The following is a 21,291-nucleotide window of genomic DNA, read 5'->3' as shown; positions in this document are numbered from 1 at the left end:
GCGATTGTAAAGGAGAGCTCATGCGCTTTGATGCAACAACAGCGGAGCCCGTGCCGTGGAAGAACGGTGGCGGTACAACGCGGGAGCTTGCGCTGCAAGAACGGGCGGGCAAGCTGCTGTGGCGGTTGAGCCTTGCGGACATCACGCGGAACGGACCGTTTTCAGCCTTTCCGGGGGTGCAGAGAATCCACACCATCGTGGGGGGGCGCGGACTCGACCTTCGCGGTGCGGATGAGGTGTTGCAGGCCAGACCGCTGAAACCGCTGCGTTTCGACGGTGGAATGCCATTGGACGCGACGCTCATTGGCGGCCCCTGCCGGGCCTTCAATGTGATCTACGATCCTGCGCAAGTTCAGGCTGATATGGTGGTGTTTGCAGAGAACATCAGAGCGGCGGCCGGGGATATCCTCTATGCGATCACTTCCGATTTGACGCTGTCTGACGGTACCATCCTGACCGAGGGGCAGGGCATGCGCTGTCCGGTCGCCACCGAAGCGGCGACCGTAGGTTCAGCGGTGCGGCTTTGGTTTACATCGCTGCCAGAAGATCGCTGATCGCGGTGCGGTAATGCGCCAAAATGGCGTCGCGGGCGATGTGGCGCCCACCCTGTACCATATGGCGCCCGGCGGCCCAGACATCGGTGACGCTCCGGTCGTCGGCGGCAAAACACAGACCGTCAAGAATTTGCCCATTTGGCAGGCCGAACAGTGCCGGATGATTGCGATCAATGGCCACCAGATCCGCCAGCGCGCCGACCTCCAGCCGTCCGGCGTCCCGTCCCAGCGCCTGCGCACCGCCCATGGCCGCGCCGCGGTAAAGCGTGTCGCCAACAGAGCCTTCGCCGGGCACCAGTACATTGCGGGCGAGATCCCGCAGTCGCTGGGAATATTCTAGCGTGCGCAGCTCCTCGACCAATGAAATCCGCACATTAGAGTCTGATCCGACCCCAAAGCGCCCGCCCTCTGCCAGATACTGCGGCCCATTGAAGGGGCCGTCGCCAAGGTTGGCTTCGGTCACCGGACACAGGCCGGCCACGGCGCCGCTGCGGGCCATGTCGCGTGTCTCGTCCTTGGTCATATGGGTGGCATGGATCAGGCACCACTGATCGTTGACCGGGGCGTTGTCCAGGAGCCATTCGACAGGTCGTGCGCCAAGCCAGGTCTTGATCTCGGCCACTTCGCGCGGTTGCTCGGCGATGTGGATGTGGATCGGGTTGCACTCGGCCACTGCCAGAACGGAGGCGAGGTCTTCGGGGCAGGTGGCGCGCAGGGAATGCGGCGCGATACCGACCCGTGTGTCGGACGGTAGCTCTTGCGCCGCGCCGCGGGCCTCGGCGACAAGCCGCGCGAACTGCTCAACCTCATTGCCAAACCGCTGCTGACCGCCAGCCAGCGCCTGCCGCTCGGCACCGCCATAGGTATAGAGCACCGGCAGATGGGTCAGACCGATGCCGGTCTGCGAGGCGCCCGCCATCACCCGCTGACTGAGTTCGGCGAGTGTGTCATAGGCGCCGCCTCCGGGTTGGTGGTGGACGTAGTGGAATTCTCCCACTGAGGCATAGCCTGCCTCAAGCATCTCCATGAAGGTGAGCGCCGCAATGGCCTCGTAGTGCTCTGGCGTCAGGTGGTCGAGGAAGCGGTACATCAGCTCGCGCCACGTCCAGAAGCTATCCTGACCGCCTGCGCGATATTCTGTCCGCCCGGCCATGGCGCGCTGAAAGCTATGTGAGTGCAGATTTGCCAACGCCGGCATTATGACGTCCACGCGTGTATCGCCAGGTTGTGGCGCGGCTCCGACGTCGATCCGCTGAAGGCGGCCGCCGTCGATGGTCAGACGAACATCACTAGCCCAACCCTTGGGCAAACAGGCGGTGGCGGCAAAAATTGTCTGCATCTGACCCTCTTATGTATAGACATAATGAGAATATGCGCATACCGTCTAAGGAGCAAGTGAATTCTAAGGGGGGCGATATGCGCGACAGATACGTGCTGACCGGGGCGAAGCTGGCCACGATGGAGCTAGGGGCGCCTTATGGGTTGATCGAGGACGGGGCGATGGCCGTTCAGGGCGACAGGATCGCATGGTGTGGACCGGCCGATGCGCTGCCTGACTCCTATTCCGAATGGGCCGCTGAGGATCTTGGCGGTCGGCTGGTGACGCCGGGGCTGATTGATTGCCACACCCATATCGTCTTTGGCGGCGACCGCGCGGGCGAGTTCGAAATGCGGTTGAACGGTGCCTCTTACGAGGAAGTCGCCCGCGCTGGGGGCGGCATTGTCTCTACCGTGACGGCAACGCGGGCGGCGGATCTGGATGCATTGGTGGCGGGTGCACTGCCGCGCCTGGATACACTGATCGCCGAAGGGGTCACCTCGATCGAAGTGAAATCCGGCTACGGGCTCGACCGTGAAACCGAACTGACCATGCTGCGTGCGGCGCGTCGGTTGGGCGAGCTGCGGGATGTGACGGTGAAGACCACTTTCCTCGGCGCACATGCCGTGCCTGCGGACTATGCGAATCGCGCCGATACCTATCTCGACGAGGTCTGCCTGCCGACCCTACGCGCCGCCCATGCCGAAGGGCTGGTTGATGCGGTAGATGGATTTTGCGAGGGGATCGCCTTTTCCGCCGAACAAATCGCGCGCGTGTTCGATCTGGCGGCAGAACTGGGCCTGCCGGTGAAGCTGCACGCCGAACAGCTGTCGCATCAGGGCGGCACCAAATTGGCCGCCGAACGCGGCGCGCTGTCGGTGGATCACGTGGAATACGCTACCGAAGACGACGCCCGCGCCATGGCGGCGGCGGGCTCCGTTGCGGTGCTGCTGCCCGGCGCTTTCTACACCATCCGAGAGACGCAACTGCCGCCGATGGAGCATTTCCGTGCCCATGGCGTGCCGATGGCGCTGGCGACGGATTGCAACCCCGGCTCCTCACCGCTGAGCTCGCTTCTGCTGACGCTCAACATGGGCTGCACCCTGTTTCGTCTGACGCCCGAAGAGGCGCTGGCGGGTGTGACCTGCAACGCGGCCCGCGCGCTGGGCCTGTCGGACCGGGGCCGCATCGCCTCTGGCCTGCGCGCCGATCTGGCGATCTGGGATGTAACCCGCCCGGCAGAGCTGGCTTACCGCATTGGCTTCAACCCGCTTCACGCCCGCGTATCGGGCGGCAAACTGGAGACCCGCACATGATCGAAATGATCCCCGGCACAGTCACCCTCGCTACGCTGGAAGAAATCTGGCGCAAGGGCACCCCCGCCCGTCTGGACCGCTCCGCCCGCGAGGGCGTCGAGGCCGCCGCCGCCATGGTGGCCGAGGCCGCCGCGGGCGAGGCGCCGGTCTATGGTATCAATACCGGATTTGGCAAACTGGCCTCGACCAAGATCGCCGCCGGAGACACCGAGACGCTGCAACGCAACCTGATCCTCAGCCATTCCTGCGGGGTGGGTGAACCGCTTGCGGAAGACAAGGTTCGGCTGATGATGGCGCTGAAGCTGCTGTCGCTGGGTCGAGGCGCCTCCGGTGTGCGCTGGCTGGTGATCGAACAGATCGAGGAGATGCTGGCGCGCGGCGTCACCCCCGTGGTGCCCTCGCAGGGCTCTGTCGGGGCGTCGGGCGATCTGGCCCCGCTGGCACATATGACCGCGGCGATGATCGGCGAGGGCGAGGCGACCTTCGAGGGCGCGCGTCTGACCGGCGCCGAGGCGCTGAAACGCGCCGGGCTTGAGCCGATCGTGCTGGGCCCGAAGGAAGGCCTCGGCCTGATCAACGGCACGCAGTTTTCCACGGCTTGTGCCTTGGCGGGGCTGTTCCAGGCGCTGGAGCTGGCGCGCGCCTCGATGGCGATTGCCTCGCTCACCACGGATGCGATCATGGGCTCCACCGCGCCGCTGGTAGCGGACATCCACACCCTGCGCGGTCATGCTGGTCAGATCGACGTTGCGGCCCAGATGCGCGACATCATGCAGGGGTCGGAGATCCGCGAAAGCCACCGCGAGGGCGACACCCGCGTCCAAGACCCCTATTGCATCCGCTGCCAGCCGCAGGTTGTGGGCGCGGCGCTGGATGTCCTGCGCATGGCTGCCCGCACGCTGGAGGTCGAGGCCAACGCGGTGACCGACAATCCGCTGGTGCTGGTCGAACAGGGACTGATCGTTTCAGGCGGCAACTTCCACGCCGAATACGTGGGTTTTGCTGCCGATCAGATCGCCCTCGCCGTGGCCGAAATCGGCGCGATCGCGCAGCGCCGGGTGGCGCTTATGGTCGACCCGACCCTTAGCCACGACCTGCCGCCCTTCCTGACACCGAACCCGGGACTGAACTCCGGTTTCATGATCGCCGAGGTGACGACAGCTGCGCTGATGAGCGAGAACAAGCATCTGGCCAATCCCTGCGTGACCGATTCCACGCCGACCTCCGCCAATCAGGAAGATCACGTTTCGATGGCCGCCCATGGCGCGCTGCGTCTGGCGAAGATGACCGCGAATCTCTCGGTCATTCTGGGGGTGGAGATGCTCTGCGCGGCGCAAGGCGTCGAGGCGCGCGCGCCGCTGAAAACCTCTCATAGGCTGCAGGATCTGCTGGCAATGCTGCGCAGCGAGATCCCCAGCCTGGGCGATGACCGCTACCTCGCGCCGGAAATCGAAGGGGCCAGCGCCATGGTGCGCGCGGGACGCGTAGGTGATGCCGCGGGCGTGGAGGTCGCAGTATGATCGAGGTTTCGCAAGGCACCTCTCCACTGGTCCTTGGTCTGCCACATACTGGCACCGAGGTGCCTGAGGATATCGGCGCAAATCTGAACGCGCAGGGTCGGGGGCTGGCTGACACCGACTGGCACATCCATGACCTCTATGCCGGGCTGGCGGACGGGGTGACCACCGTGCGCACACCGATCCATCGCTATGTGATCGATGTGAACCGCGACCCCTCTGGCGTCAGTCTCTATCCCGGGCAAAACACCACCACTTTGGTGCCGCTGACGGATTTTGACGGCAACCCGATCTGGGAGCATGAACCGGACGCGGCAGAAATCGCCCGTCGCCGAGACACATATCACGCACCCTATCACGCTGCACTGACGGCGGAGATGGAGCGGGTCAAAGCACTCCACGGTTTTGCCATCCTCTATGACTGCCACTCGATCCGGGGCGACATTCCGTTCCTGTTCGATGGCCGCCTGCCGGATTTCAACGTCGGCACCAACCTCGGCACCACCTGTTCCTGCGATCTGGAGGTGATGGTTTTCAATCACTGCCAGCAGGCCGAGGGCTATACGTCGGTGCTGAACGGTCGCTTCAAGGGCGGCTGGACCACGCGCCACTATGGCCGCCCGAACGAAGGCTGGCACGCGATCCAGATGGAGCTGGCGCAGGCCACCTACTGCGACGAGACGCCGCCCTGGCGTTACGATCCAGCGCGCGCCGACCGGATGCGCGCGCATCTTTCCCGAATTTTGACTGACCTGACCCAATGGAGGCCCGCATGAGCGATCCGCGCAAGAACACCCGTGACATCTACCCCGCCACGGGCACCGAACTGACCGCAAAGTCCTGGATGACCGAGGCACCTTTGCGGATGATGATGAACAACCTGCACCCCGATGTGGCCGAAAACCCGCATGAGCTGGTGGTTTACGGCGGCATCGGTCGCGCGGCACGGACCTGGAAGGATTTCGACCTGATTGTCGACAGCCTGCGTGATCTGGAAGAAGACCAGACGCTGATGGTGCAATCGGGCAAGCCTGTTGGCGTGTTCCAAACCCACAAGGACGCGCCGCGCGTGCTGATCGCCAACTCCAACCTGGTTCCGCATTGGGCCAATTGGGACCATTTCAACGAGCTCGATAAGAAAGGCCTGATGATGTACGGCCAGATGACCGCAGGGTCCTGGATCTACATCGGTACTCAGGGCATCGTGCAGGGCACCTATGAGACCTTTGCCGAAGCGGGCCGTCAGCATTTTGACGGCGACCTGACCGGCAAATGGATCCTGACCGGCGGCCTTGGCGGCATGGGCGGCGCGCAGCCGCTGGCGGCCGTGTTCGCAGGCGCCTGCTGTCTGGCGGTGGAGTGCAACCCGGACTCGATCGATTTCCGCCTGCGCACCAAATACCTCGACGAGAAGGCCGAGACTCTGGACGAAGCGCTGGAAATGATCGAGCGCTGGACCAAGGCCGGTGAGGCGAAATCCGTGGGCCTTCTGGGCAATGCCGCGGATGTCTTTGCAGAGTTGGTGGAACGCGCAAAGGCCGGCGGCACATGCCCTGACATGGTGACCGACCAGACCTCGGCTCATGATCCTGTGAATGGCTACCTGCCGCAGGGCTGGACCATGGCTGAGTGGAAAGAGAAGCGCGAGACCGACAAGAAAGCGGTGGAAAAGGCCGCTCGCGCCAGCATGCGCGTGCAGGTAGAGGCCATGTGTGCCTTCCACGCCATGGGCGTGCCCACAGTGGATTACGGCAACAACATCCGTCAGGTGGCGCTGGACGAGGGGCTGGAGAACGCTTTTGACTTCCCCGGTTTTGTGCCCGCCTACATCCGCCCGCTGTTCTGCCGTGGCATCGGCCCGTTCCGCTGGGTTGCCCTGTCCGGTGACCCGGAGGACATCCGTAAGACCGACGCCAAGATGAAGGAGCTGTTCCCCGAGAACGAAGGCCTGCATCGCTGGCTCGACATGGCGCAGGAACGCATTGCCTTTCAGGGTCTGCCGGCTCGGATCTGCTGGATCGGTCTGGGGGATCGCCACAAGGCGGGGCTTGCGTTCAACGAGATGGTGCGCACGGGCGAGTTGTCGGCGCCGGTTGTGATCGGTCGCGACCACCTCGACAGTGGCTCCGTGGCCTCGCCAAACCGCGAGACAGAGGCGATGATGGACGGTTCCGACGCGGTGTCGGACTGGCCGCTGCTGAACGCGCTGCTGAACACCGCATCCGGTGCCACATGGGTGTCGCTGCACCACGGTGGCGGTGTCGGCATGGGCTTTTCGCAGCACTCCGGCGTGGTGATCTGCTGTGACGGGTCAGAGGATGCGGATCGCCGCATCGGGCGCGTGTTGTGGAATGATCCGGCGACGGGCGTGATGCGTCACGCCGATGCGGGATACGACATCGCCAAGGATTGCGCGAAGGAACATGGGCTGGATCTGCCCGGCATTCTCGACTGAGCCAGCTGCAGCGAAAAAAATTCATGGGGGCTTCTTACGGAGCCCCCATTTTTGTGCACCAGAGGTGGGTTTCAGACTATGGAGCAACCTGAGTAGCCAGCCACCAGGTGGTGCCGCTTGGTCCCTTGATCCCGCCCCTGATGTCGCCCTCGGATTGTTTGCGCAGCGGTTCCTGCACGATCATGCCGCCAGCAGCGATGGCCCGATCAAAGACGGTTTGAACGTCTGGCACATAGAGGTGGACATGGGTGTCGTTGTCTTCGGCCTCGGGCAGTCCTCCGATCATGATGATGCTATCATCAATCCGCATCTCCGCATGCATCAAGCTGCCATCCTTGTGATCGTAGCGCTGCAACACGCGGGCATCGAAGACGGTTTCCAGAAAAGCGATGGTGGCCTCCGGATCGTGACAGACGAGGTAGGGACTCAATGACGGATAGTTCGTCGGCTTCCAGGACGCAGGCATTGGGGCTACTCCTTCAGCTGTTCACATCCGGGCGATGCAATGATGGTGCAATCAAAAATTCATCGCAATTATTAATAATATTCCACATACCCTATACGTGGCGCAATAAAAAAACAGGCAGCCGAAGCTGCCTGTGGTAAAACTTTCGTGTTAACGCGGGGAACCGCCGCCGCTGTCAGTCGCGAAGCAGTTCGTTGATGCCGGTCTTGGAGCGGGTCTTGGCGTCAACGCGCTTCACGATCACCGCGCAGTAGAGGTTGATGCCGTTTTTCGACGGCATCGAGCCCGCAACCACGACCGAGTAGGGCGGTACTTCGCCATACATCACTTCGCCGGTTTCGCGATCAACGATCTTGGTGGACTGGCCGATGAAGACGCCCATGCCCAGCACCGAACCTTCGCGCACGATGCAGCCCTCGACCACCTCGGAGCGGGCGCCGATAAAGCAGTTGTCCTCAATGATGGTTGGACCCGCCTGCATCGGTTCCAGCACGCCCCCGATGCCGACACCGCCAGACAGGTGCACGCCCTTGCCGATCTGCGCACAGGAGCCGACGGTGGCCCAGGTGTCGACCATAGTGCCTTCGTCGACATAGGCGCCGAGGTTCACAAAGGAGGGCATCAGCACCACGCCGGGGGCGATATAGGCGGATTTGCGGACCACGCAGTTGGGAACCGCGCGGAAGCCAGCGGATTTCCAGTCAGCGGCCTGCCAGCCCTTGAACTTGCTATCTACCTTATCCCACCAGCCAGCGCCCTGCGGGCCACCGGATTGCTCTTCCATATCTTTCAGGCGAAAGCCGAGCAGAACCGCTTTCTTCGCCCATTGGTTCACATGCCAGTCGCCGTTTTCCTGTTTCTCGGCCACGCGGAGCTTTCCGCTGTCGAGCGCGGCGAGGGTCTGTTCGATGGCGTCACGGGTTTCGCCGGTGGTGGCGGGGGTGATGGTGTCACGGGCCTCCCAGGCGGCCTCAATTGCGGTTTCCAGCTGCGCGTTGGACATATGTTCCGGCTCCGGGTTTTGTTGGATTCGAGCGCTTATAGCCACAAAATCTCCGGAGGTCATGTCCTGAACGCGCCCCCGTTCCGTTGCGGAGCGGCATCAGCGGGTGTGGTCAGCTGACCCGGCGCAGGTGACGGCGCAGCAGATCGCAAGCCAGCGTCAGATCCTGAGCGCGCAGCGCCTGCAGCAGTGCTGCGTGATCGCCATCGGGACGTGGGACCCAGCGATCCTGCCAATGGGCAAAAAGATGCCGCGCGGCGGTGATGTGCAGATCCTCGATCGCCGACAGCAGCCGCGGCATGTCGCAGGGCGCCAGCAGCGCCAGGTGAAAGCGCCGGTTGCAGCGATCCCAAGTGATCATGTCGCTGGCCGCATCACAGGCGCGGCAGGCGTCTTCAATGGTTGCCAGTGTGTCCGCGTCGTGGCGGGGCAGGGCATGGGTCAGTGCGAGCACCTCCAGGGCCACCCGCATCTCAATCACTTCGCGGATTTCCGTAGGCTCCAACGCGGTGACCCGCATGCCCTTGTGGGGCACGGATTTTGCCAGCCCCTTGGCCTCCAGCCGTAGAAAGGCCTCGCGCACCGGCACATGCGAGGTCTGGTAGTCGCGCGCGATATGGTCCTGCCGCAGCTTGTCGCCGGCGGGCAGGTCGCCGGTGACGATCCGTTCCATCAGGGCGCGAAATATTTTGTCGGCTGTGGTCTCACTCATGCCCGTTCGATAGGCGCGCGGGCCGCCCGCCGCAAGGCTTTCCAATTCTCAGGTGAAGGAGACGTCCACCTGTGTTGCGGGATCGCTCAGGGGTTCCGGGTCGATATTGCCACCACAAAGCAGTACCGCAACCTTCTCCCCCCGCGCGGGCAGGTAAGCGCCGCACATCAGCGCCGCCAGCGCGGTGGCCCCAGCGGGCTCGACCAGCAGGCGGTGATCGCGCCAAAGCGCATGTTGGGCGGCCTCAATTGCGGCATCTGGGACGATGACACTTGGTGTGCGCTGGGCGCTAGCGAGGTCGAAGCAGATGTCACCGATGCGGCGCGCGCCAAGCGCATTGGCGGCGATACCGCTGACCTCTACGTTGGTGGGGGCTCCGGTCATCAGCGCCGATTTCAGCGCGCAGGAGGTGGCAGGTTCGACAGCAACCACCTTGCGCCGATCCTGAAACCAGCCAAGTGCGCCACTGATCAGCCCGCCGCCGCCGACCGCGATCAGTACGGTATCAGCGTCAAGCCCCTGCGCCTCCCACTCGGCAAAGAGCGTGCCCTGTCCGGCAACCGTGGCGGGGGCGTCATAGGCGTGGATCTGCATGGCGCCGGTCTGCAACTCCCAGTCCTGCGCGGCCTCCAGCGCATTGGCATAGGCGCCCGGGATCACTTCTAGGTCGGCGCCGGTAGAGCGGATCAGATCAATCTTGGCCTGTCCTGCGATTTCAGGCACGTAGATCTTCGCGTGAAAGCCCAGTGCGCGGGCGGCAAAGGCCACCGCAGCGCCGTGATTGCCGCCGGATGCGGCCACCAAGCCGGCTTCCGGGACCGGTTCCGACAGCAGCGTGTTGAAGGCGCCGCGCGCCTTGAAACTGCCTGCGTGCTGCAGCTGTTCGAGCTTCAGTTGCACCGGGTAGCCGAGGCCGAAGCTCTGCACGTTGAGCAACGGGGTTTCCACCACATGTTCGGCAATCCGATTGTGCGCGCCGGAAATCAGCGGTGTCCAGTCCATTGTCTGTCCTCGAGTCTTTGCAGTTGCGGCGAACCCTAGGGGATTATCGGCCGGAGGCAAGGGGAGGGCTGATCTCAAAGCTGGTTTGCCGTCGTCTTCCGGGCTAAGACAAGGTCTGACCTTTGGTACCGCAGAACAGGCAAGAATTGATATGAGTGACGACCGCCACAGCCGCTTCACGGATGCAAGCGCCGACCGCAACCGCGCCGAGCATGTGCCCGTGACCCCGCAGACCCAGTCCCCGGCCTACCAGCTTGCCTTTGCGGACGAAGGCTTCCTCTGTCGCGAGGAACTGCGCCCGGTGCGTCTGCAGCTGGAGCTGTTGAAGCCGCAGCTGATGCTGGATGAGCAGGGGATCGAGAGTACCGTGGTGATGTTCGGTGGCGCCCGCATCCCGGCACCGGCCGATAAAGCCAAGGCACGTACCAAAACATTGGCCGACCTCAGCCATTTCTATGACGAGGCCCGTGCCTTTGCGAAGAAGATGACCGAGAAATCCAAGACCACCGGCGGTCGTCGCCATGTGGTGGTCACGGGTGGCGGGCCTGGCGTGATGGAAGCCGGCAACCGCGGTGCGGTGGATGCGGAAGGCGTCTCGATCGGCCTCAACATCGTTCTGCCGCATGAGCAGGCGCCGAATGAATACGTGACGCCGGAGCTGTGCTTCAATTTCCACTATTTCGCGATCCGCAAGATGCACTTTCTGATGCGGGCAGAGGCGATCTGCGTCTTCCCTGGCGGCTTTGGCACGCTGGACGAGATGTTCGAGGCGCTGACCCTGATCCAGACCGGGCGCATGGAGCCGGTGCCCTTCCTGCTGTTCGGACGCGCCTTCTGGGAGAAGATCATCAACTGGGATGCGCTGGCGGATGCGGGCACCATTTCGGAGCAGGATCTGGAGCTATTCAAGTTCGTCGAAAGTGCCGATGAGGCGATCCAGGTGATCGAGACCTGGAGCCCGGTTCCGGCGCGTCAGAATCTCCCTGGCCGCGAGCGCTGAGGCGAGGCCGCATTGGGCCAAAGCAGATGAGAAACACGCCCGCGCGCCGAGCCCATGGGGCTCGGCGCGCGGGTCTGCCCGAGAGGGCAGAAGCCAATGATCAAATGTCGGTGTCCCTTTTGGGTGGGGTGAGAACGTTTGTGGGAACGTCGGGAGCGCGTCAGATCATTGGTATGTCGAGAATTTGTCGTGTTCTAACTGTCAAGCCTCAGGTCAGTTCTGCGGGCAGCACGCCAAGCGCTTCGCCGCGCGGCAGGCGGGTCAGGATCTGTGCCCCATCCTCATCCCGGATGGCATAGCCGTAGCCGCGCAGACGGAATTGCCATTCCCGCGTGCTCAGTGCCTTGCGCCGTTCCTCGCGTACCAGCGAAAGAATGCCGTCATCCATTGTTGCGCCCTGCTGTCCAATCATTGTGCTGCCCTTTGCTGCCCGGAAGTTTTTCCGTGTACTGTTTCTGATTCTGAGACTGTCGGCAGCTGATGGCGCAAATTTTGCTAAAATTGGGAAAGAATAAGGCGCCGCGAGTTTCGCAGCGCCTTTTGGGGCAGAATAGGAAATGTTGGATGTGGTGGCGTCAGCTTTCGGCGATGCCAGCCTCGGCCTCGATCTGCTTGCGGCTCTTGCGGGCGCGCTCGGTGGCCGACTTCAACTGACCGCAGGCCGCCATGATGTCATCGCCGCGGGTCTTGCGGATCGGTGAGGCATAGCCCGCCTGATAGATGATATTGGCAAAAGCGCGAATGCGGTTGTTCGACGATCGCTTGTAGGGTGCGCCGGGCCATTCGTTGAAGGGAATGAGGTTGATCTTGGCCGGGATATTGTAACGCTTGATATGATCGAGCAGCCGCTGCGCGTCCTCATCGGAATCATTCACCCCGTCGAGCATCACGTATTCAAAGGTGATCCGCTCGGAGTTTGATACTTTGGGGTAATCCGCCAGCGCTTGCAGCAGCGTGTCGATATTCCAGCGCTTGTTGATCGGCACCAGCTTGTCGCGGACCTCATTGGTGGTCGCGTGGAAGGAGACCGCCAGCAGACAGCCGATTTCCTGCGCGGTGCGGGCAATTTCCGGCACCACACCGGAGGTCGACAGCGTGATGCGGCGACGCGACAGAGAGATCCCTTCCGGGTCCATCGCGATCTTCATGGCGTCACGCACGTTTTCGAAGTTATACAGCGGCTCGCCCATGCCCATCAGCACGATGTTTGACAGCAGTCGGGTCTCATCCTTGGGCGCGCCGGGAGTCGGCCACTCCTCCAGGTCGTCGCGCGCCATCATCACCTGCCCGACGATTTCGGCCGGAGTCAGGTTGCGCACCAGCTTCTGGGTGCCGGTGTGGCAGAAGGAACAGGTCAGGGTGCATCCGACCTGGCTGGAAATACACAGTGTGCCACGGTCATCCTCGGGGATATAAACCACCTCGACCTCATGGCCGCCCTCGATGCGCACCAGATACTTGCGCGTGCCGTCGACGGACACCTGACGCGAAACCACCTCCGGGATGCGGATCTCGAAGGTCTCTTCCAGCTGCGCGCGATAGCCCTTGGCGAGGTTGGTCATCGAGGCAAAGTCGCGCACGCCCCATTGATAGATCCACTGCCAGATCTGACCGACGCGCATCTTGGCCTGCTTTTCCGCGGTGCCATTGGCAATCAGCACCTCGCGCATTTGATCGCGGGTCAGGCCGACAAGGTTGATCTTGCCGCCTTCGGGTGCCTTGCGGGGCAGGGTCAGGACATCTTGAGTGATCGGCGCTGAGGCTGTCATGAGACGGGACTCGCTGGGTTGTGGATAAAACGTGGCTGGATGCGGCTCTATATAGGAGATTGGCCCGAGATCAAAAGGATTCTCGTTCAACCCTGCTATGCGTGCACAGGTCTCCATACCTCTTTTCTAGCGTAAAACATCCCAAAGCGCGAGGCGGGGCTTTGAAAAGAAAACGGCGAAGCCGCAGCCCCGCCGTCAGAATTCTCTTTACACTCAGTCCGCAATCACCCGGCGCAGCGCTTCTCCGCATCCTCGATAGAGGCGGTGAACCCCAGCAGGGAGAAGGTATCTTGTGTCTGTGTCCCGCGCGAAGACCGTGCGGTCAGCACCGCATCGGTGCCGCGTTTCATCGCGGTAATGATCTTTGAATCATCGGTCGGCGTCGCTGGCCAGGCCCATTCGCCCTCGGTGAACAGCTCGAACTCCGAGTCGCCAATTTTCATGTTAACGGTTGAGCCGGGAGCAAAAGGATATCCGCCGGTAAAGGTAACTTGGCCCTTGTTGCCGCCATCAGGGCGGAAAAACACGAACAAGCGGATTTCGCTGCGGCGTACGGCAACCACGCGACCATCCCTTGTGTTCACAGTTTCTTTCGGTGCCGATACACCGATACACTCACGCGGAGAGCTCTCTTCAAAGACGCTCCAATCCACATGCGCGCCCACGCGATTTTCGGTCGTTGCTTGCTGTGCGCTTGCAGTGGTGGCCATGCCAACCAGCAAGAGCGCCCCTGCCAAGCAACGGAGTTTAAATGCCATGCGTCCCGCCTCCAAGACTGTCTTGTCCTCAAATGTCCCTGGGCTGTCCGCGATGTTTTGCACATCGTCTTTGCCCATGTCTCATGATCCTTGACACAAGCATATTAGCGGAACAAGGGCCATGCGCAAATGCCGGGTTTGGCGGGTTTCTGCCGCCTTTTCCTTGAAAGCCCGGGGTTTTGGATGTTTGGTGCTGCTCAAACACACACCAAGCAATGAGTTCCCCAGATGACGCGCCAGAACACCCCCGCCCCTTTGACAGAGATTTGGCGCGGCAGCCTGCTGGAAAGTCAGCACCACGGTCATGCCGTCGTCTGCAATGGCAAGGGTGAGATCGTGCACAGTTGGGGCAATCCAGATCAGGTGATCTACCCACGCAGCTCCTGCAAGATGGTGCAGGCATTGCCGCTTCTGACCTCCGGTGCTGCGGCGCGCTACGGGTTGAACAGCGAACAGCTTGCGCTTGCCTGTGCGTCCCACAACGGGGCCCGTATCCATGTGGATCGTGTCAGCCGTTGGCTCGATCAACTGGAGTTGAGCGAGGGCGATCTGCGCTGCGGCGCCCAAATGCCGCGCGACAAAGAGGTCATGCATGGTCTCATCAAGACTGACGACAGCCCTTGCCAGATCCACAACAACTGCTCCGGAAAGCATGCGGGCTTTCTGACATTGGCGCAGCACTTGGGCGCGGGTCCGGAATATGTGGAGATCGATCATCCGGTTCAGCAGGCCTGCCATGAGGCCTTTGAGGAGGTCACCGGTGAAACCAGTCCGACCTATGGGATTGACGGGTGTTCTGCGCCCAACTTCGCCTGCACCGTGACGGGACTGGCGCGCGGCATGGGGTGGTTTGCCTCTGCTCACACACGGTCCACCCGGTCCGACGAGGCCGCCGTGCAATTGCGTGCCGCCATGGCGCAGCACCCTGAGCTGGTCGCGGGAGAGGGGCGGGCCTGCACCGCCCTGATGCGTGACATGGGCGGCAAGGTATCGGTGAAAACCGGGGCTGAGGGGGTGTTTGTCGCGATCCTGCCAGAGCAGGAACTGGGGATCGCGCTGAAGGTGTCCGACGGTGCAACGCGTGCAGCTGAGAATGCCATCGCTGCCTTGCTGGTCAGCCTCGGAGCGCTCGACAAAGATAGCCCATCGGCCAAGGCCTACATGAGCGCTGCCATCACCAACTGGAACGGTATCCACTGCGGCGAGATGCGCCCCGCCGCAGAATTGCAGTTCTGATCAGATCAAATCCCATATCAATTTCAGCGCCAGGGTGATGGTGGTCAGCACCAGCAGCGGTTTGATGACCTTCGCGCCCTGTTTTTGAGCAAGCCCAGCGCCGACGCGCGCGCCCGCAATCTGTGCAATGCCCATGGCAAGCCCGGTGAACCACCACGGCGTCGCCACAACTGCAAAGGCCGCAAGCGCGCCGGCGTTGGAGGCGAAATTCAGCAGTTTTGTATGTGCCGTGGCTTTCAGGACGCCGTAGCCTGCAAGGCCAACAAAGGCGAGCATGTAGAAACTGCCCGCGCCGGGGCCGAGCAGGCCATCATATGCGGCGCAGAGCGGCACCACGGTGGCGGCAAAGATCGCAGGCGACAGGCGGCGCGCCCGGTCAACATCATCCAGGCCTTTCTTGGTGGCAAAGAAGATCGCGATTCCCACCAGCAGGATCGGCAGAGCGTATCGGATCAGTTCCACCGGCAACAAGGACACCAGCAGCGCACCCCCTATGGAGGCGAAGAAGGCGATCACCGCAGACTTCCACTGTGTGCGAAGGTCCACGTGCCCACCGCGGGCATAAGAGATCGCCGCGGTCGCAGAACCGAACAGGCCCTGTATCTTGTTGGTGGCCAGCGCTGTCACCGGATTGGCACCGGCGATGAGCAGAACCGGCACGGTGATCAGCCCGCCGCCACCGGCCACCGCATCAATGAATCCGGCCACAAACCCCGCTGCGATCAACAGCAGCAGGACCTCGAAGGTCACTTCGAACATGTTTTATCCTTTGAAGTCGTCCCGGCTGTAGCCCTGAACGTACAAGAGCGCCGTAAGGTCGCCGTGATTGATGCGGATTTCGCATTCCGCCGCCACCGAAGGTTTGGCGTGCAGCGCCACACCAGCGCCTGCCCGGGTCAACATGCCGAGGTCATTGGCACCATCGCCGACCGCGATCACATCGGCCTCGGAAATCCCGAGGCGGGCGGTGATCTGTTCCAGCGCCTCCACCTTGGCCTCGCGGCCCAGAATGGGACGGCCGACCTCGCCAGTCAGCTTGCCATCCGCAACGATCAGCGTGTTGGCGCGGTTCTCGTCAAAACCCAGTTCCGCGGCGACCCGCGCGGTAAAGGCGGTGAAACCGCCAGAGACCAGCGCCGCGTAGGCGCCATTCGCCTTCATCGTTGCCAGAAGTTCGCGCCCACCGGGCATGAAGCTGATGCGGCTGTTCAGAACCTGCGTGATGACATCCTCGGGCAGGCCTTGCAGCAGGCCGACTCGTTCGGTCAGCGCGCCCTCGAAATCCAATTCACCATTCATGGCGCGAGCAGTGATATCCTTGACCCGGTCGCCCACTCCCGCCTCATCGGCCAGCTCGTCGATGCATTCCTGCTGGATCATCGTCGAATCCATATCCGCCAACAGCATCTTCTTGCGTCGGCCTTGGGCAGGTTGCAGCACCAGATCGACGCCCATGCCCTGCAGGTCACCCCAGACGTCCCAGCGGTTGTCGGGTGGGCTCTTCAGGGTGAATTCCGCTGCAATGCCGGGGTTGAGCCAGTTGGCCTCTCCCCCGCCCCAGGCGTTCCTGAGAGATTCGACCAACGCGGGCTCCAGCGTCGGGGTGGCGGGGTTCACGAGCAGCGTGGCGACATACATGGCGTTCTCCGATCTAAACGGGATGCCTTCTCTTAACGGCGGCTTTCCAGCGGCACCAGTGCGGGCGGGCTGCGTGGTACAAAGTTTCCGATCGGCGTCATTGAAGGTCGCATTATTTTTCCAAAGCGGCGCAAACAGGCAATTTTCCCAGTTGCGCGGAATCAAACCGCCGCATATCGCTGTCGGTGGGACACCCCTCCCCAACGAGGGGCGCTTATCTGGAAGGGTAGCATCAATGGCTATTGCACAACCGGCATCGCGGCCGGCCAATCCGCGTTTTTCTTCTGGCCCCTGCGCCAAACCCCCCACATATGATCTGTCCAAACTCGCTGGCGCGCCTCTCGGTCGCAGCCATCGCGCTGCCGTCGGCAAGGAAAAACTCCTCGCCGCCATCGAAGGCACCCGCGAGATCCTTGGCATCCCCGCAGACTACAAGATCGGCATCGTGCCCGCGTCCGACACCGGCGCGATGGAGATGGCGATGTGGAACCTGCTGGGCGAACGCAAGGTCGAGATGATCGCCTGGGAAAGCTTTGGCGCTGGCTGGGTCACCGATGTGGTGAAACAGCTGAAGATCGACGCCGAGGTGAAGATCGCCGACTATGGCGACATTGTCGATCTCACCACCGTGAACGCCACGCATGATGTGGTGTTCACCTGGAACGGCACCACCTCCGGGGTGCGGGTACCCAATGGTGACTGGATCGCGGATGACCGCGAGGGCCTGACCATCTGCGATGCGACCTCTGCCGCCTTTGCGCAGGAGCTCCCGTGGGACAAGCTCGATGTCACCACCTTCTCCTGGCAGAAGGTGCTGGGCGGCGAGGCGGCACACGGCGTCATCGTCCTCAGCCCCCGCGCGGTGGAACGTCTGGAAAGCTATACGCCGGCATGGCCGCTGCCGAAGATCTTCCGCCTGACCAAGGGCGGCAAGCTGATCGACGGGATCTTTACTGGCGCAACCATCAACACGCCGTCGATGCTGGCGGTGGAGGATTACCTCTTTGCGCTGGAGTGGGCGCGCTCGGTGGGTGGTCTGGAGGGGCTGATCGGCCGTGCCAATGCCAATGCGGATGCGATCCACGCCTTTGCCTATGCCAACGACTGGATTGAAAACCTCGCCAATGATCCGGCGACGCGGTCGAATACCTCCGTCTGCCTGAAGTTCACCGACAAGCGGATCAAGGACGGTGCCAGCTTTGCCAAAGCCGTGGCCAAGCGGTTGGAGTCTGAAGGCATCGCCTATGACATTGGCGCTTACCGTGATGCACCCGCCGGTCTGCGGATCTGGTGCGGTGGCACGGTGGAGACCTCGGATATCGAGGCCATGCTGCCGTGGCTGGCCTGGGCCTTCGAGGCCGAGATCGCCGCGCAAGGCTAACGCAAATCGCCCGGGCGACAGCCCGGGCAGCGCCCAACCCTATTCCCAGTTTCAGGCCGCATCCCGGCCCCCGCAGACAAAGGACCAAGACAATGGCCCCCAAGGTACTCATCTCCGACAAGCTGTCCGACGCCGCCGTACAGATCTTTCGCGACCGTGGCATCGACGTGGACTTCCTGCCCGACGTGGGCAAGGACAAGGACAAGCTGGCCGAGATCATCGGGCAGTATGATGGCCTCGCCATCCGCTCCGCCACCAAGGTGACCCCGACCATCCTCGAAGCGGCGGACAAGCTGCAGGTGATCGGTCGCGCCGGTATCGGCACCGACAATATCGACAAGGACGCCGCCTCCAAGAAGGGCGTGATCGTCATGAACACCCCCTTCGGCAACATGATCACCACCGCCGAACATGCCATTGCGATGATGTTTGCCGTTGCCCGCCAGATCCCCGAGGCCTCTGCCTCCACCCATGCGGGCAAATGGGAAAAGTCCAAGTTCATGGGCGTCGAGCTGACCGGCAAGACTCTTGGTGTGATCGGCGCGGGCAACATCGGTGGCATCGTCTGCGACCGCGCCCGGGGCCTGAAGATGAAGGTGGTGGCCTATGATCCCTTCCTCAGCGAGGAAAAGGCCAAGAAGATGCAGGTCGAGAAGGTCGAGCTGGACGAGCTGCTGACCCGCGCCGATTTCATTACCCTGCATGTGCCGCTGACCGATCAGACCAAGAACATCCTCAGCCGCGAAAACCTCGCCAAGACCAAGAAGGGCGTGCGCATCGTCAACTGTGCCCGCGGTGGACTGGTCGACGAGGCCGCATTGGCCGAGGCGTTGACTTCCGGCCATGTGGCGGGTGCCGCTTTCGACGTGTTCTCGGTGGAACCGGCCAAGGACAATCCGCTGTTTGACCTGCCGAATGTGGTTTGCACCCCGCACCTGGGTGCCGCGACGTCCGAAGCACAGGAAAACGTCGCCTTGCAGGTTGCCGACCAGATGGCCAACTACCTGCTGACCGGCGCGGTGGAAAACGCACTCAACATGCCGTCGGTGACCGCCGAGGAAGCCAAGGTCATGGGGCCGTGGATCAAGCTTGCCGATCACCTCGGCTCCTTTGCGGGGCAGATGTCGGACGAGCCGATCACCGCGATCAACGTGCTTTACGATGGTGTGGTGTCGGACATGAACCTGGAGGCGTTGAACTGCGCCGTGATCTCCGGCATCATGAAGAATGTGAACCCGGACGTGAACATGGTCTCCGCTCCCGTGGTGGCCAAGGAGCGCGGCATCCAGATCTCGACCACCAACCAGGACAAATCCGGCACCTTTGACGGTTACATCAAGGTGACGGTGGTGACGGCCAAGCGGGAACGCTCGGTTGCGGGCACGGTGTTCTCGGACGGCAAGCCGCGGTTCATCCAGATCAAGGGCATCAACATCGACGCCGAGGTGGGCCAGCATATGCTCTACACCACGAACAACGACGTGCCGGGCATCATCGGCGCGCTGGGTCGCACGATGGGCGACATGGATGTGAACATCGCCAACTTTACGCTTGGCCGGTCCAACGAGGGCGGCGAGGCGATCGCGCTTCTGTATGTCGACGCACCGGTGCCTGCGGATGCACGGGCGAAACTGGCCGAAACCGGCCTGTTCACTCAGATCAAGCCGCTGGTGTTCGACGTCGCCTGAACCGCGTTTGCGCAGGCAGGCTTATGAGATGATCGGGTTCGCCAGCAATGGCGGACCCGAACTTGCGTCACGCGGTGCGGCTGCGGATCACCGTGACCAAGAATATCAGGGCGCTCGCAAGCGTGAGAAAGCTGCCCAGAATGGCCAGCGCATCACCGCCGCCGCTTTTGACGATGGCGATACCCGGCGCGATGGTACCCACGGCCAGCACCGAAACCACCAGATGCAGGCGTGGCAACCGGCCCTGTGCGGCGGACGGCACCACGTGATAGTAAAATCCATAGAGCGCAAAGCCGACCCAGCCGATCAGGTTCAGATGCGCGTGGGCATTTGCCAAAGTGTGGTCCTTGGAGGCCGCCATCTGGATGCCCCAGATCATTCCGAGTATGCCCAAACATACAGCCAGAACCATGAATCCGAATGCTATTCCCTTCATCCCACGTTCCTTTCCTGGGTGACGGGGTTTTCACCTTGCCCTTGATGCCCCGTTTGCCTTTGTTACCGGTCGAGATGTTATCTCTCCGTGATCTTAGCCGGATAAGACCCGGGCTTGCAGAAAAACTGAAAGAAGAGCCGCTATGACCAAACCCATCTATGCCATCGGTGACATTCACGGGCAGACCGCCCAGCTTGACCGCGCGTTGGAGCTGATCGCAGCAGATGGCGGGCCGGAGGCCGAGGTGGTCTTTGTCGGCGACTACGTGGATCGCGGCCCGGACAGTCGCGGCGTGATTGCGCGGTTGATGCAGGGGCAGGCCGAAGGGCGCAACTGGACCTGCCTCAAGGGCAATCACGACCGGATGTTCGAATGGTTCATGGAGGATACGCCGCGGCATGATCCGCACATGCTGGTGGGCTATCACTGGTTCCATGAACGGATCGGCGGCGTTGCAACGCTAGGGTCTTATGGCCTGGAGGTCCCGGATCGCATCCGGTTGGAGGATCTGCATTGGCAGGCCAAGGCAACGGTCCCCGAGGATCACGTCACCTTCCTACGGAACCTGTCGCTGTCCCATTTGTCGGGCGATCTGCTGTTCGTGCACGCGGGTGTCCGCCCGGGTATCGCCCTCGCGGATCAGGCGGAAAACGATCTGGTCTGGATCCGGGACGGGTTTCTGGATCACGCCGCGCCGCACCCCTGGCTGGTGGTGCATGGGCACACCGCAGAGCAGCATCCCGTGCACTATGGCAACCGCGTCGATATCGACTGCGGCGCGGGCTATGGTCGGGCTTTGGTGCCGGTGGTGTTCGAGGGGACGCAGGCCTGGTGCCTGACCGATCAGGGACGGCAACGCCTGCTGCCGAAAGGTTAGGTCCAACAGAGCAAATACTTGAGAGAGTTGCATTGCACTGACTATCGCAAAGGTTGTATGTATGAACTGCATGTCTCACATACTGACATGTCTGTAACCCCATGCAGACAGCCCCCTGTCATCAGCGATGTTGAGGTGTGATTCACGTTGTCCTTACTCAGGCAG

21 protein-coding genes are annotated in these 21,291 nt (G+C 62.3%); 10 read left to right on the top strand and 11 right to left on the bottom strand.

Going from position 1 to position 21,291, the window contains the following annotated elements; translation table 11 throughout:
* Positions 1-20 precede the first annotated feature (20 nt).
* A complete protein-coding gene (locus tag CLV89_RS04145; protein ID WP_106162386.1) occupies positions 21-554 on the top strand; it encodes a HutD/Ves family protein in 534 nt (177 codons plus the stop codon).
* Here the strand turns inward: CLV89_RS04145 and CLV89_RS04140 are convergent.
* Entirely contained in the window at positions 529-1,893 is a 1,365-nt protein-coding gene (locus CLV89_RS04140) for a formimidoylglutamate deiminase (RefSeq protein WP_106162385.1), read from the bottom strand. The genes CLV89_RS04145 and CLV89_RS04140 overlap by 26 nt on opposite strands.
* 77 nt (positions 1,894-1,970) lie before the next feature.
* On the opposite strand from CLV89_RS04140, the gene hutI reads away from it, so the two are divergent.
* Genes hutI through hutU form a run of 4 tightly spaced genes read left to right on the top strand, consistent with a single transcriptional unit; the run spans position 1,971 to position 7,160 of the window.
* Entirely contained in the window at positions 1,971-3,188 is a 1,218-nt protein-coding gene (hutI, locus tag CLV89_RS04135; RefSeq protein ID WP_106162384.1) for an imidazolonepropionase, read from the top strand.
* On the top strand, positions 3,185-4,708 hold the full coding sequence (gene hutH / locus CLV89_RS04130; RefSeq protein ID WP_106162383.1) for a histidine ammonia-lyase: 1,524 nt from the start codon (positions 3,185-3,187) through the stop codon (positions 4,706-4,708). Before hutI ends, hutH begins: the two co-directional genes overlap by 4 nt.
* A complete protein-coding gene (gene hutG, locus CLV89_RS04125) occupies positions 4,705-5,481 on the top strand; it encodes an N-formylglutamate deformylase (RefSeq protein WP_106162382.1) in 777 nt (258 codons plus the stop codon). The genes hutH and hutG overlap by 4 nt, the downstream gene beginning before the upstream one ends.
* Positions 5,478-7,160 (top strand): urocanate hydratase, encoded by a 1,683-nt coding sequence (hutU, locus tag CLV89_RS04120; RefSeq protein WP_106162381.1) that lies wholly within the window; start codon positions 5,478-5,480, stop codon positions 7,158-7,160. Before hutG ends, hutU begins: the two co-directional genes overlap by 4 nt.
* Positions 7,161-7,236: 76 nt before the next feature.
* On the opposite strand, the gene CLV89_RS04115 is transcribed toward hutU, so the two are convergent.
* The 4 genes from CLV89_RS04115 to CLV89_RS04100 all read right to left on the bottom strand — a co-directional run bounded on the left by CLV89_RS04115 (position 7,237) and on the right by CLV89_RS04100 (position 10,343).
* Positions 7,237-7,626, bottom strand: a complete 390-nt coding sequence (locus CLV89_RS04115; protein WP_106162380.1) for a VOC family protein — start codon at positions 7,624-7,626, stop codon at positions 7,237-7,239.
* Positions 7,627-7,801: 175 nt separating this feature from the next.
* A complete protein-coding gene (gene dapD, locus CLV89_RS04110; RefSeq protein WP_106162379.1) occupies positions 7,802-8,629 on the bottom strand; it encodes a 2,3,4,5-tetrahydropyridine-2,6-dicarboxylate N-succinyltransferase in 828 nt (275 codons plus the stop codon).
* Between the two features lie 112 nt (positions 8,630-8,741).
* Complete coding sequence (locus CLV89_RS04105) at positions 8,742-9,341, bottom strand: GntR family transcriptional regulator (protein ID WP_106162708.1); 600 nt, start codon at positions 9,339-9,341, stop codon at positions 8,742-8,744.
* Positions 9,342-9,389: 48 nt separating this feature from the next.
* A complete protein-coding gene (locus tag CLV89_RS04100; RefSeq protein ID WP_106162378.1) occupies positions 9,390-10,343 on the bottom strand; it encodes a threonine/serine dehydratase in 954 nt (317 codons plus the stop codon).
* A gap of 151 nt (positions 10,344-10,494) precedes the next feature.
* Between CLV89_RS04100 and CLV89_RS04095 the strand changes: the two genes are divergently transcribed.
* Complete coding sequence (locus CLV89_RS04095) at positions 10,495-11,343, top strand: LOG family protein (protein ID WP_106162377.1); 849 nt, start codon at positions 10,495-10,497, stop codon at positions 11,341-11,343.
* Positions 11,344-11,551: 208 nt separating this feature from the next.
* Here CLV89_RS04095 and CLV89_RS04090 read toward each other — a convergent pair whose 3' ends face one another.
* The 3 genes from CLV89_RS04090 to CLV89_RS04080 form a co-directional block, all read right to left on the bottom strand.
* The gene (locus tag CLV89_RS04090) at positions 11,552-11,755 is read right to left on the bottom strand and encodes a hypothetical protein (RefSeq protein WP_106162376.1); all 204 of its coding nucleotides are present in this window, start codon (positions 11,753-11,755) and stop codon (positions 11,552-11,554) included.
* 163 nt (positions 11,756-11,918) lie between these two features.
* Positions 11,919-13,112: a dual-specificity RNA methyltransferase RlmN gene (rlmN, locus tag CLV89_RS04085; protein ID WP_106162707.1), complete on the bottom strand. Its 1,194-nt coding sequence runs from the start codon at positions 13,110-13,112 to the stop codon at positions 11,919-11,921.
* 224 nt (positions 13,113-13,336) lie between these two features.
* Positions 13,337-13,870 (bottom strand): invasion associated locus B family protein, encoded by a 534-nt coding sequence (locus CLV89_RS04080; RefSeq protein ID WP_106162706.1) that lies wholly within the window; start codon positions 13,868-13,870, stop codon positions 13,337-13,339.
* A gap of 228 nt (positions 13,871-14,098) precedes the next feature.
* On the opposite strand from CLV89_RS04080, the gene CLV89_RS04075 reads away from it, so the two are divergent.
* The gene (locus CLV89_RS04075) at positions 14,099-15,106 is read left to right on the top strand and encodes an asparaginase (RefSeq protein ID WP_106162375.1); all 1,008 of its coding nucleotides are present in this window, start codon (positions 14,099-14,101) and stop codon (positions 15,104-15,106) included.
* Here CLV89_RS04075 and CLV89_RS04070 read toward each other — a convergent pair whose 3' ends face one another.
* Complete coding sequence (locus tag CLV89_RS04070; RefSeq protein ID WP_106162374.1) at positions 15,107-15,865, bottom strand: TSUP family transporter; 759 nt, start codon at positions 15,863-15,865, stop codon at positions 15,107-15,109.
* A gap of 3 nt (positions 15,866-15,868) precedes the next feature.
* Positions 15,869-16,744, bottom strand: coding sequence for a phosphoserine phosphatase SerB (gene serB / locus CLV89_RS04065; RefSeq protein WP_106162373.1), 876 nt, complete (start codon positions 16,742-16,744; stop codon positions 15,869-15,871).
* A gap of 235 nt (positions 16,745-16,979) precedes the next feature.
* On the opposite strand from serB, the gene CLV89_RS04060 reads away from it, so the two are divergent.
* Positions 16,980-18,125, top strand: coding sequence for a phosphoserine transaminase (locus tag CLV89_RS04060; protein WP_106162372.1), 1,146 nt, complete (start codon positions 16,980-16,982; stop codon positions 18,123-18,125).
* Positions 18,126-18,217: 92 nt separating this feature from the next.
* Entirely contained in the window at positions 18,218-19,813 is a 1,596-nt protein-coding gene (gene serA / locus CLV89_RS04055) for a phosphoglycerate dehydrogenase (protein WP_106162371.1), read from the top strand.
* A 67-nt stretch (positions 19,814-19,880) separates the two neighbouring features.
* Here serA and CLV89_RS04050 read toward each other — a convergent pair whose 3' ends face one another.
* Positions 19,881-20,249 carry a hypothetical protein gene (locus CLV89_RS04050; RefSeq protein WP_106162370.1) on the bottom strand — a complete coding sequence of 123 codons (369 nt, stop codon included), beginning with the start codon at positions 20,247-20,249 and terminating at the stop codon, positions 19,881-19,883.
* A 142-nt stretch (positions 20,250-20,391) separates the two neighbouring features.
* Between CLV89_RS04050 and CLV89_RS04045 the strand changes: the two genes are divergently transcribed.
* Entirely contained in the window at positions 20,392-21,126 is a 735-nt protein-coding gene (locus CLV89_RS04045; RefSeq protein ID WP_106162369.1) for a metallophosphoesterase family protein, read from the top strand.
* Positions 21,127-21,291 lie beyond the last annotated feature (165 nt).

It is taken from the genome of Tritonibacter scottomollicae, assembly GCF_003003215.1.
Taxonomy (GTDB): Bacteria; Pseudomonadota; Alphaproteobacteria; order Rhodobacterales; family Rhodobacteraceae; genus Epibacterium; species Epibacterium scottomollicae.
Note: the sequence above shows the minus strand (reverse complement) of the source record. Positions and strands in the feature narration are given on the sequence as shown.